This window comes from Rhizobium sp. NLR22b, assembly GCF_019685295.1.
In the GTDB taxonomy this organism is placed as follows: domain Bacteria; phylum Pseudomonadota; class Alphaproteobacteria; order Rhizobiales; family Rhizobiaceae; genus Rhizobium.
The window spans coordinates 1-11,143 of sequence record NZ_JABDWM010000046.1 but is presented as its reverse complement, the minus strand read 5'-3'; the positions used below and the strand labels follow the sequence as shown (position 1 = coordinate 11,143).

Here is an 11,143-nt window from a genome sequence, read left to right as displayed (position 1 = left end):
ACCGCTCATGGTCTCGACCAGGCTGAAGGTCGTCATCCTTGCTCCCAACGTTGGCGTTGACCAGAACGTCGAGAGGCGAGACTGTCGCATCTCTAACTGGCCCAACTGTCGCATTACTAAATAGCCGCTACATATAAATGTGGCGTAATATGATTTATGGAACTTTTTCCCGCGACGACAGCAATGCCCTAACAGCTTTTCAAGGGTATTGGTTTCCACGCAGAACTGAGCCGGTTAGGCGCATAATTTCCATTGAGAATTGAGCCATGTGAACCTTCCCCCCAACGCGGAGAGCGACGGGGGCAACGGAGTGATCCACATGGGACTTTTAGACATCATCCGTCGGATGGCGCTGCGCGAGAAGCAGTCGATCCGCGAGATCAGCCGGCGCACCGGGCTGTCGCGCAACACGATCGCGAAGTATTTGAGCGCTGGCACGATCGAGCCGACGTTCACGGTACCGGAACGACCGAGCAACCTTGATCCTTTTGCCGACAAACTTGCGGGCTGGCTGAAGACCGAGGCCGGAAAGTCGCGGAAGCAGCGCCGAACGCTGAAGCAGGTTCATGCTGATCTGGTGGCTCTGGGCTTTACCGGCTCCTATGGCCGGGTCGCCGCCTTCGCCCGTGAGTGGCGGACTGAGCAGCAGACGGCGGGCCGCGGCATATTCGTTCCGCTGTCTTTCCGCCCAGGCGAAGCATTCCAGTTCGATTGGAGTGAGGACGCGCCGGCGGACGCAGCACCTGGGGAAGATTCAAACGGCACTAATGAGGAGTATTGCTCCGGTACTGACAGGAGCTACTGAAGCGGTGTCCAAATTCAAGGCCTCCTTCGACAAACCGAAGGCAGACTCTCCCGCACCGTCATCGCTAGCCCAGCCTAACTGAAAACCATCGACATAAGCCGCCGGTTCGATAACGGCGCCTATTTCTTTTTGGAAGTTAACTTGGCCCTCGCGTATGACCCGCGCAGTGACTCCCGCACGGCTGATATGGGCTTTCTGCCCGCTGTCGGACTTTTCAATCAGGACGGCGTCAAACATCTGAGGCTCCCATTCCTGGATTTCCTTTTTTGCCTACGCAACTTTCTTGGCGTCGGATGTTGAGCTGGCGACTTGCGCATTGACCATGGCATGAACCGCCTGGGGAAGCGTCAGCATACCTATCGCCTGACCGTCGGCATCAACGACGGCGATCTCGCTTGTCTCGGCCAGCGTCATCGCTCTTGCCGCTTCCTCAAGCGTCGCGCTGGCCGGGACCGAAATCTTCAGCTCACGGGCCGAAGCATTCAGCGGGGTGGCGACTGTCTCGACTTTGATGACGCGCGCGCGGTTCACTTCCCGGACGAAGCTGGCGATGTAATCGTCGGCCGGGTTCATCACGATGTCCTGCCCGGTGCCCTGCTGCACGACTTCCCCATCCCGCAATATCGCGATCCGGTCCCCCAGCCTCAGCGCCTCGTCCAGATCATGGGTGATGAAGACGATCGTCTTCTTGATCTCCTTCTGTAGATCGAGGAGCACGGTCTGCATGTCGACGCGAATGAGCGGGTCCAGCGCGGAAAACGCCTCGTCCATCAGCAGGATCGGCGCATCGTTCGCCAGCGCACGGGCAAGACCGACGCGCTGTTGCATACCGCCAGACAACTGATTGGGATATTTGCTCTCAAAACCCTTTAGCCCGACCCGCTCGATCCACCGCATGGCGCAGTCGACCTGCCGGTTCCGTGGCGCCCCTTGTATCTCCAGGCCATAGAGGGCGTTTTCGAGAACGGTGCGGTGCGGAAGGAGTGCAAACTTCTGGAACACCATTGCCGTCTGATGCCGGCGGAACTCGCGCAACTGCACGGCATCCATCTTGACCACATCCTCGTCACCGATGACGACTTCACCTGACGTCGGATCGATAAGGCGATTGATGTGGCGAATGAGCGTGGACTTTCCAGATCCCGAAAGTCCCATGATCACCTGAATGCCACCGGCAGGCATGGAGATGTTGATGTCTTTCAGACCAAGGACATGGCCATGTTTTGCGTTCAGTTCCGTCTTCGTAATGCCCTGCTCAATGAGCTTTACGCAATCCGCACCATTTGGACCGAAGATTTTGTAGAGTTTTTTGATTTCGATGCCGAAGCCGCCAATTTTCTTGTTACCCATGGACCACCTCCCGGTGCTTTTGAAGGCGTGCGCCGAAGGCCTGGCTGACGCGGTCGAAGATAATCGCGATGCCGACGATGGCGAGGCCGTTGAAGATGCCGAGCGTGAAATACTGGTTGGAGATCGCCTTCAGAACCGGCTGGCCGAGTCCCTGAACACCGATCATCGAGGCGATGACCACCATGGCGAGCGCCATCATGATCGTCTGGTTGATACCAGCCATGATGGTCGGCAGCGCCAGCGGCATCTGCACGTTCTTCAGCTTCTGCCAACTCGAAGAGCCGAAGGCGTCGGCCGCTTCCAGCACGTCCTTGTCGACGAGACGGATGCCGAGATTGGTGAGGCGGATCATCGGCGGAATGGCGTAGATGACGACGGCAATCAGGCCCGGCACCTTACCGATGCCGAGCAGCATGACGACCGGGATCAGATAGACGAAGCTCGGCATGGTCTGCATGACGTCGAGGATCGGGTTGATGGCATTGTGCACGCGGTCCGACCGGGACATGGCAATGCCGATGGGAATACCGACGACGATCGACAGTACGGTGCAGACGAAGATCATCGAGACCGTCTTCATCGTGTCGTCCCACATTTCGAAATAGCCGATGAGCAGGAGCGTCACGACCGTGCCGGCGACGATCTTCCAGTTGCGGCTGGCGAACCACGCGACGGCTGCGATCAAAAGCAGGATGATCGGCCAGGGCGTCTTCGTCATGAAGCGTTCCGACCAGATCAAAAAGTGCTGTAGCGGCTCGAACATTGCTTCAAGTCCGTCGCCATAGGCCCGCGTGAACCCCCGGAACCCTTCGTCGATTGCCTTCTTGAGATCGCGCAGAGACGCGTCATCCATGTGCGGAAAGCTGAACAGCCAATCCAAAATCTATCCTCCTCGATAACAGCTAGCGCATTCTGGACGCGCTGTTCGTTGCCGGCGCGATAGGCGCCAGCAACGTCTTGAATGAGATCAAAGCGCCGCCTTGATCTTCTCGGCTGCCTCAGGCGAGACCCATTCCTTCCACATGGCCTCGTTTTCTTCGAGGAAGTGCTTTGCGCCGTCGTCGCCGCTTGCCTGGTTGTCGGTCATCCAGGCCATCAGCTTGTTGACCGTGTCGTTCGACCAGGCGCGCTTGTTGAGGTAGCCCATGACGTCTGCGCCGGCACGCTCGGAGAACGCTTTGGTCACGAGCGTCTGGACCGTATCCTTCGGCCATTCATTCTTTTTCGGGTCGGGGCAATCCGCGACGGTGTTGCAGCGCTTCCACTCGGCTGCGTCGTGCGGCACGCCATAGTCGAGCTTGACCATGTCGTACTTGCCGAGAAGCGCCGTCGGAGCCCAGTAATAGCCGACCCAGCCTTCCTTGCGCTCATAAGCCTTGGCGATCGAGCCGTCGAGGCCGGCGGCCGAACCCGTATCGACGAGCGTGAAGTTTGCCGCTTCGCCGCCATAGGCCTTGTAGAGCTGCGCGGTCACGACCGTACCACCCCAGCCCTGCGGGCCGTTGTGAATGGCCCCCTTCGATTTGTCTTCGGGGTCCGGGAACAGCTCCGGATGCTTGAGGACATCATCGATCGTCTTGATGTCCGGATGAGCGTCAGCAAGGTATTTCGGCATCCACCAGCCCTGCACCGCACCGTCGGTGAGGACGGTCGATGCAACGACGAGCTTTCCGTTTGCAACGCCGGCGTTCACGACATCGGGAAGAAGATCGACCCATCCTTCGGGTGCGATGTCGGGCTGCCCCTTCTCGGTCATCGACGTGATCGTGGGGACCGTATCGCCCTGTATGATTTCTGCGTTACAGCCGTAACCTTCATTCAAAATGAACTTGTCCAGACTGGCGAGCACTTCCGCGCTCTGCCAATTCATGCTGGCGATGGTGACGTCGCCGCAATCCGCAGCCTGCGCCGGATTGCCAAAGGTCAGCATCGCTGCTGCAAGGCATGTCGAGGCGAAAAGTTCTTTCATGGCACTTCCTCCCTATGCGCGATGTTGAAATTCCAAGCCCGTCGACGCCATCGCATGTCCCGGCGGGCCGCGAGCGGCTTCGGTATCCTCCTCAGAACCCGAAGCCGCTATTTCCTGCTAGCTCGGCAGATACTCCTCGCTCCAGGTTTCGCTGATTGCACCGGAGGCAATCAGCCGATCGATCTCGGCTTCGGTGTAGTTCAGGGTCCGCAGCACGGCGCGCGTGGACGCTCCGTACTTCTCGGCCGGCGCGACAGCAGTGACCTTGCCGACAGCCGGACGGATGGCGAAGGGATCGAGCTGCGTGACCGAGTGCCCGCTCGGATGATCCGGGAAGATCGAGAAGGAATAGCTGCCCCGGTCGATGCCCGGCGTGCCGTCGGCAATGCGGGCACTGCGGCTGCGGATCGTTTCGATGTTCTCGCAGAGCGATACGCCGAGATCGGCTTCCCGCAGGCGCTGCTGCCAGGTTTCCGCCGGCGCGGTCAGGAAAGCCCCTGCGAGATAGGCCTCGCGATCGGACGCGGCCATCTCAACAATCCCCCTCAGACCTTCAACCTTGTCAAAGCGCGGAAGATCGGCTTCCGAGGCGCACAAAAGAAGGTGATCGCCGCCTGCCGTTTCGTAGAGCCGCGACAGGGCATGATAACCCTTGGTGTCGCGACCGGACGGCTCGTCGAAGGGGCCGCGCCCGGCATAGTCGTAGCAGAACGGTATCTGCGCGAGGCCGGTCAGTGCCGACAGCGAGGTGCGTGGGCGACCGATGACCCCGTTTCTGGATTTTTGGTAGAGAGCGGCGGCAATGCCGAGCGCCGCGCCAAAGCCGCACATGACGTCGATGGTGCCGACATGGGCATGTTCCTCCGGCGTATCCATCGAGCCGCCGAAGCGCAGCATGATGCCGGTTGCCGATTGCACGAGGTCGTCATAGCCGAGATAGTCGGTGCGCGGGCCGGTGCGCACGCCGCCAAAGCAATCGAGCTGGCAGAAGATCGCCTTCGGATTGAGCGCCTTCAGGCTTTCGGCATCGAGCCCCATCGCCTTGACCTGGCGATCGGTCGCGTTCCAGACCACGACATCGACGGAGCGCACCAGTTCCTCGAAGACGACACGGCCATCGGGCGAACCGATGTTCAGCAGCACGGACTGTTTGCCCCGCATGTGTGACATGCCGAATATCACGGTATTCCAGCAGTCATAGAGCGGCTTGGCCGGATCAATCTTGATCACCTCCGCACCGAAGCGGGCGAGATAGGCGACCGAGTGCGGACCGGCGATCACATTGCACAGATCGAGAACTTTGACACCGTCCAGCCACCCTCCGGGCGCGTCCTTTGCGGGAACCGGCAAAGAAGGACGCGCCATGCCGCCGAGCAGTGCAAGCGCCTCCTTGGCGGTCCCCCAGCGCCGAGGCCGTGGCGAAAGCATGGCTTCGGCGCTCTCTTGCAGCCAGGCCATCGGCCCCGGCTGGGTCATGCGGCCCAGGATCGGATCCTCTACCTCGATCATGAGACCAGCAGCCCTGGCATGATCGTCGGCGATCCATTCCTCTAGCCAGCGCTGCGGCGCACCCGGAAACAGCCCTTCCCCGAAGACATGTTCCCATTCGGCCGCCGTCTTGGTCAGGAAGACTTCCTTCATGCGAGCCGCAATCTTGTCAGCCCAGAATTTCGGGAGCGGATAGACGCCCAGCGAAACGTCCGATGACCATTGCGAGACCGGCAGATAGGTGTCTTCCTCCTCGCGCAGCCCCTCGGCCACCAGCTCATCGTAGATGCCCAGAGCTTGCAGGCAGCGCTTCGCATGGTTCTTGTGGCTGGGGCAGACGACGTAGAACATCCGCCCGTCGGCACACATATAGCTGCGATAGAAGGGATCGAGGAACTCCTGGAGGTCGCCATAGGACATGTCCATCGGCAGGCCTTCATTGCGCCGGCGTTCGATCTCCCGCTCGCGTTGGGTCTGGTAGCGCGGCGGATAATCGTCGATTAGGATGGAATTGTAGGAGAGGCCCTCCATGACGGCGCTTGCCAGCGGCACTTCGATATGATCGCCGTGCCCGGTGCGCTCGCGCGCCTGAAGCGCCAGCACTGTCGCGGACGCAGCAAGCATCGTGCCGTAGGCGGACGAGAGCGGCAGCGGCGAGAAAGACGGGTTGATGCCCATCAGGACGCGATTGAGACCCATATCCGTGAAGACACCGGAGGAGGCCGCGATTACCGTCTCAAAGGCCCGCCAGTCCCGGCGAAGCTCGTCGTCGGAGGCGAAGCCGGGGATCGACAGGGTGATCAGCTCCGGCCGTGCCTTGCGGAGCGCCGCAAAATCGATCCCGAGCCGGGCAAGCACGCCAGGGCGGAAATTCTCAACAACAATGTCGGCCTCGGCCACCAGCGTTTTTGCCTCACCCAACCCCTGCTCCGTTTTGAGATCGAGGGTGACGATCAGCTTGTTGCGGTTGAGGATGGCGTTGGCGGGGTTGTCCCAGAGAGGACCGCCGGGCGGATCGACATGCACGACGGTCGCGCCGAGATCGCCTAGGATCATGGCCACGGCCGGGCCAGCAATATATTGCCCGAAATCAACCACCCGAACGCCGGAAAGTGGAAGCGCGGAACGTGCGATCGATGTCATTGCTCTTATCTCCCCAAGACTTTTCTATGCGCGCGCATCGGCGACGATCCAGCCGGCCGCCTTTTCGGCGATCATCAGCGTCGGTGCGTTGGTGTTGCCGCTGGTGATCTTTGGCATGACGCCTGCGTCGACGACGCGCAGGCCCTCGATGCCGCGCACCCTGAGACGGCTGTCCACCACTGTCATCGGATCGTCGTCGCGGCCCATCTTCGTCGTCCCGACCGGATGAAAGATGGTGTTGGCGATATCGCCCGCCAGCCGCGCCAGTTCGTCGTCGCTCTGGAACTGCAAGCCGGGCTTCCATTCCTCAGGCTGGTATTTTGCAAGCGCCGGCTGCGACACGATCTTGCGCACTTGCCGCAGGCTCTCGGCGGCAATTCTGCGATCCTCTTCCGTGCTCAGATAATTCGGCGCAATCGCCGGGGCATCCGACGCCTTGCCGGAACGAATGCGCACGTTTCCGACGCTGGTCGGGTTGAGATTGCACACACTCGCGGTGAAGGCGGGTAAGCTGTGCAACGGCTCGCCGAAGGCGTCGAGGCTGAGAGGCTGGACGTGATATTCGAGATTGGCAAAGGCCTGTCTGTCGTCCGAGCGGGTGAAAGCGCCGAGCTGCGAGGGCGACATGCTCATCGGGCCGCTGCGTTTCAGAACATATTCGAGCCCGATCATCGCCTTGCCGAACAGGCTGTTGGCGAGCGTGTTCAGCGTCTTCGCATTGCCGACCTTGAAGACGGCGCGGATCTGCAGATGGTCCTGGAGATTTTCCCCGACGCCCGGCAGGTCATGCACAACCTCGATGCCATGGCGCTTCAGCAGTCCGGCGGGGCCGATACCCGACAGTTGCAGGATTTGCGGCGAGCCGATTGCGCCGGCGGACAGGATGACCTCCCTGCGGGCACGGACCTCCGCGCTCTGCCGTTGGCGTTGGACCACGACGCCAGCGCAACGCCTGCGGCCGAAACCGTCGGTTTCCAGGATCAGCCGTTCGACATGGGATTGCGTCCAGACCGCCAGGTTTGGGCGGTTCTTCGCGGGACGCAAAAAAGCCTTCGACGTGTTCCAGCGCCAGCCGGAGCGCTGGTTGACCTCGAAATAGCCGACGCCTTCGTTGTCGCCGCTGTTGAAATCGTTGGAGCGCGGAATGCCGGCCTCGACGGCGGCCTCTGCAAAGGATTCGAGGATATCCCATTTGAGCCGCTGCTTCTCGATCCGCCACTCGCCGCCGTGGCCGTGCATGTCCGAGAACCGGCTGTTGCCGCCAGTCTTCGGGTCCGCGCCGTTGTCCAGCCGGTAATGATCCTCATGCGCCTTGAAATCAGGCAGGCAATTCTGCCAGGACCAAGCGTCATCGCCGGTTGCCGCCGCCCAGCCGTCGAAGTCGCGCGCCTGGCCGCGCATATAGATCATGCCGTTGATGGAGGAGCAGCCGCCGAGCGTCTTGCCGCGCGGGTAGCGCAGCGAGCGCCCGTTCAGCCCGGCATCCGGCTCGGTCTTGTACAGCCAGTCGGTGCGCGGATTGCCGATGCAATAGAGATAGCCGACGGGGATATGGATCCAGGGATAGTCGTCCTTGCGACCGGCTTCCAGCAACAGGACACGCATCGCTGGATCGCGGCTGAGGCGATTGGCTAGCAGGCAGCCCGCGGAGCCTCCGCCGATGATGATATAGTCAAAAATGTCGTTGGCGAGATGCGATGCACGGCGGGTCATGGGCTCGCCCGCCTGCTGCGATGAAGCACCGCACAATCATAAGATTCGACGATTTGCCGTGGCACTTTAGCCTCCTCCTCACCTCTATTTTCAGGAATAGCGGAGGAGCGGCGCGGAAATCCAATGACAAATAGCACAACGCATTATAAATAGAATTAATATGATTCAGTCGATTGACCTCAGAACCTTGAAGGCATTCGCCACAGTCGCGCGCGAGGGCAACGTCACGCGCGCCGCGGAGCGATTGCACATCACCCAGCCTGCCGTTACCCTGCAATTGAAGCGCCTTGCCGCCGATACCGGGCTCACCTTGTTCCGGCGGACCTCCACTGGTCTGGAGCTGACGCAGGAGGGGGCTCTCCTTGCTGCCAAGGCCGAGCAGGTCTTGGCAGCACTCACGGATTTTGGGCAGACGGCCGGGCATTTGGCAACACGCGTGCGGGGGAAACTCCGGATCGGCACCATCATCGACCCGGAGTTCACACGCTTGGGTGCGTTTCTGAAGGCGTTGATCGAAAGTGGGCCAGGCATCGAGACGACGCTGCGTCATGGCATGAGCGGCGATGTGCCCGAAGGGCTTCGGCGAAATGAACTCGATGCCGGATTCTTCCTAGGAGACCCAAGGGACTACGATCCTGCAGCCGAGCTTTCTGACGAAAGTGCAACCAAACTGTTTTATGGCAGCGAACTGGCACAACTGACCTATCGCGTCGTTGCCCCGCCGTCACTTGCAAGCTTCGTCCGCGGTGCGGATTGGGTACAGTTGGCATCACTGCCATGGATCGGCACACCGCCCGCCTCGGTGCATAACCGGCTGCTGGCGCGCCTGTTCACCGATCTTGGCCTGCGCCAGAACATCGTCTCCCAGGTTGATCAGGAAGCGTCGATGGTCGCCATGGTCCGCACGGGCGTTGGCTTGAGCCTCTGCCGCGAGTCGATCGCTCTCCACGAACAACAGGCCCACGGGCTCTTCATCGCCGATGCGGTGAAAATTTCGACGACATTGAGTTTCATATGCATGGAAGCTCGTAGGGGTGATCCCACCGTTGTGGCCGCATTTGATGCAATCAGACGTGTTTGGGGTTGAGCAGATCAAATTCGCTGAGCGTTCTCGCACACGGGCTTGGAGTGAACCCATCGGACCACGGGACACGGAAAAACTGATACGCTCCGTGGGCGTCATTGGGAGAAGGCTCATAAAGTCCCGAGGAGCATATCGACGGCACCTCGACACCGTTCAAGCCGCAGCAGGAGCCCTCGCCGGCCACCATCCTGCTCGATCTCGTAGACGCCAAGCACCGGTGTTTGGGTGAAGCGGGCGCCCTTACGGCTGGCCGCCGTCAGCCGCGCCGTAGACTTAGTCCCGTGGCGTAGCTCGCCTGCGGGTCTGGGAGCTGTACGTAGATGATGCGAGTTCCGCGGGCTGACGGGACGACCCATCGGGGTCTCTTCGCCGTACTTCCCCAGCTTCTCCATCGTCGCTCCGCCGCTGACTTGGCGCGTCGTCGAGATCGGACCAGGCGCGGCGCCGTTAACGCGAACATCCTTCGGACCAAGCTGCTTTGCCATCAATTTGGTGAAGTTCATCATTGCCGCCTTGGTCATCGCGTAGTCGACGAGGTATTTCGACGGGTCGAAGGCGCGCGCGATGCGGTAAAGAAGGAGGCCTGCGAGAGCCGGAAGCGGCTGCCACGAGATCGTGGCTAGCCATACCACCCATCGGAACTCGAAAAGCTACCTCGAGAGAGGAGCCGACGGAACCATCATAGGTGACCAATTTCGACCCATATCCAGCCTCTCAACCTCGCTGTCAGGCTTCCTGTGGATGGGGTTGCGCAGGACGCAGCCGATCGATCTCGACTTCGACCACGTCTCCCGGCTTCATCCAAAGTGGCGGATTGCGCTTGGTGCGGACGCCGCCCGGTGTACCACTGACAATGACGTCGCCGGCATCGAGGCGCGTAAAGGCTGAGCAATATTCGATCTGGCGGGCGATATCGGAGATCATTCCCAGGGAGTCGCCTTAGCCACGCGCTTGATCGCGGCAGACGATCGACGTGCCGGCCGGCTCGTCGAACTGCTTGAAACCGATCCACGCGCTGCTCATCGGCAATTGCGGCTCAAAGCCGCTGATCGGATTTTGCGAGGAATTGAACCGGAAACCGCTCGCCGGGAATAACTAGTATTTGGCGATCGGTGATTTTTCGGTTCATCGGCGCACAGCAGCTTCCAGTCGATACAGTATGCGACCTTCTTCGCTCAGAACGTGAACACACCGGCAACAAGCTGGACGCTGGCCGGGAAAGCTCTCGCCGTGCCAGAACCGTTGACCCCGCTATTTCAGTGTTAGTGGTCTAAATGATATTTATGGAACTTCTGATGAAGGGTCGGGCGGATAGCGAGCCACGTCGCCCAGAAATGCTGATTCTCTAGACGACATACGTTTTAGGGAGTCCGGGGGCGTGCCCGCGCTGCTGGAGACCTTTCCCGCAGGAACCGAACGGCATGCAGAAAATGGGGACATGCCGCGGCGGAGCGGACTTATATCTCAGTGGGCCATGAATATCGGCATCCTGCTTTCTTCGATCATGCCGCGCGTCACGCCGCCAAAGATCGTCTGCTGCCAGCGGGGATGGTTATAGGCACCCATGACGATCAGGTCGGCGGACACGTCG

Annotated in this window: 7 protein-coding genes and 4 pseudogenes; 2 read left to right on the top strand and 9 right to left on the bottom strand. The window is 60.5% G+C overall.

All coding sequences use genetic code 11. The features are described from left to right. Positions 1–319: 319 nt before the first annotated feature. Positions 320–724: pseudogene (locus HJC00_RS31940) on the top strand (IS21 family transposase); the annotation flags it as partial. Positions 725–754: 30 nt separating this feature from the next. On the opposite strand, the gene HJC00_RS31935 reads toward HJC00_RS31940, so the two are convergent. The 6 genes from HJC00_RS31935 to HJC00_RS31910 form a co-directional block, all read right to left on the bottom strand. After that, positions 755–1,042, bottom strand: a complete 288-nt coding sequence (locus tag HJC00_RS31935) for a hypothetical protein (RefSeq protein WP_210631942.1) — start codon at positions 1,040–1,042, stop codon at positions 755–757. A 33-nt stretch (positions 1,043–1,075) separates the two neighbouring features. Then, complete coding sequence (locus HJC00_RS31930) at positions 1,076–2,155, bottom strand: glycine betaine/L-proline ABC transporter ATP-binding protein (RefSeq protein ID WP_210631943.1); 1,080 nt, start codon at positions 2,153–2,155, stop codon at positions 1,076–1,078. Further along, entirely contained in the window at positions 2,148–3,035 is an 888-nt protein-coding gene (locus HJC00_RS31925) for a proline/glycine betaine ABC transporter permease (RefSeq protein ID WP_168297954.1), read from the bottom strand. Before HJC00_RS31925 ends, HJC00_RS31930 begins: the two co-directional genes overlap by 8 nt. Positions 3,036–3,122: 87 nt before the next feature. Further along, the gene (locus tag HJC00_RS31920; RefSeq protein WP_221165190.1) at positions 3,123–4,124 is read right to left on the bottom strand and encodes an ABC transporter substrate-binding protein; all 1,002 of its coding nucleotides are present in this window, start codon (positions 4,122–4,124) and stop codon (positions 3,123–3,125) included. Positions 4,125–4,241: 117 nt separating this feature from the next. Continuing rightward, positions 4,242–6,755 (bottom strand): CoA transferase, encoded by a 2,514-nt coding sequence (locus tag HJC00_RS31915; protein ID WP_210631946.1) that lies wholly within the window; start codon positions 6,753–6,755, stop codon positions 4,242–4,244. A 24-nt stretch (positions 6,756–6,779) separates the two neighbouring features. Beyond that, complete coding sequence (locus HJC00_RS31910; protein ID WP_210631947.1) at positions 6,780–8,468, bottom strand: GMC family oxidoreductase; 1,689 nt, start codon at positions 8,466–8,468, stop codon at positions 6,780–6,782. Positions 8,469–8,628: 160 nt separating this feature from the next. Here HJC00_RS31910 and HJC00_RS31905 point away from each other — a divergent pair, with 160 nt between their 5' ends. After that, positions 8,629–9,555, top strand: coding sequence for a LysR family transcriptional regulator (locus HJC00_RS31905; RefSeq protein ID WP_168297962.1), 927 nt, complete (start codon positions 8,629–8,631; stop codon positions 9,553–9,555). Positions 9,556–9,792: 237 nt separating this feature from the next. Here HJC00_RS31905 and HJC00_RS31900 read toward each other — a convergent pair. From HJC00_RS31900 to HJC00_RS32940, 3 pseudogenes are all read right to left on the bottom strand, one after another. Then, a pseudogene (locus tag HJC00_RS31900) lies at positions 9,793–10,109 on the bottom strand (SDR family oxidoreductase); the annotation flags it as partial. Positions 10,110–10,278: 169 nt separating this feature from the next. Further along, positions 10,279–10,476, bottom strand: a pseudogene (locus tag HJC00_RS31895) (fumarylacetoacetate hydrolase family protein); the annotation flags it as partial. A gap of 540 nt (positions 10,477–11,016) precedes the next feature. Further along, a pseudogene (locus HJC00_RS32940) lies at positions 11,017–11,143 on the bottom strand (universal stress protein); the annotation flags it as partial.

Coding starts and splice junctions, on each gene's coding strand:
- HJC00_RS31930 (WP_210631943.1), bottom strand. CDS start 2,155: ATGGGTAACAAGAAAATTGGCGGCTTCGGCATCGAAATCAAAAAACTC.
- HJC00_RS31920 (WP_221165190.1), bottom strand. CDS start 4,124: ATGAAAGAACTTTTCGCCTCGACATGCCTTGCAGCAGCGATGCTGACC.
- HJC00_RS31905 (WP_168297962.1), top strand. CDS start 8,629: ATGATTCAGTCGATTGACCTCAGAACCTTGAAGGCATTCGCCACAGTC.
- HJC00_RS31910 (WP_210631947.1), bottom strand. CDS start 8,468: ATGACCCGCCGTGCATCGCATCTCGCCAACGACATTTTTGACTATATC.
- HJC00_RS31915 (WP_210631946.1), bottom strand. CDS start 6,755: ATGACATCGATCGCACGTTCCGCGCTTCCACTTTCCGGCGTTCGGGTG.
- HJC00_RS31935 (WP_210631942.1), bottom strand. CDS start 1,042: ATGTTTGACGCCGTCCTGATTGAAAAGTCCGACAGCGGGCAGAAAGCC.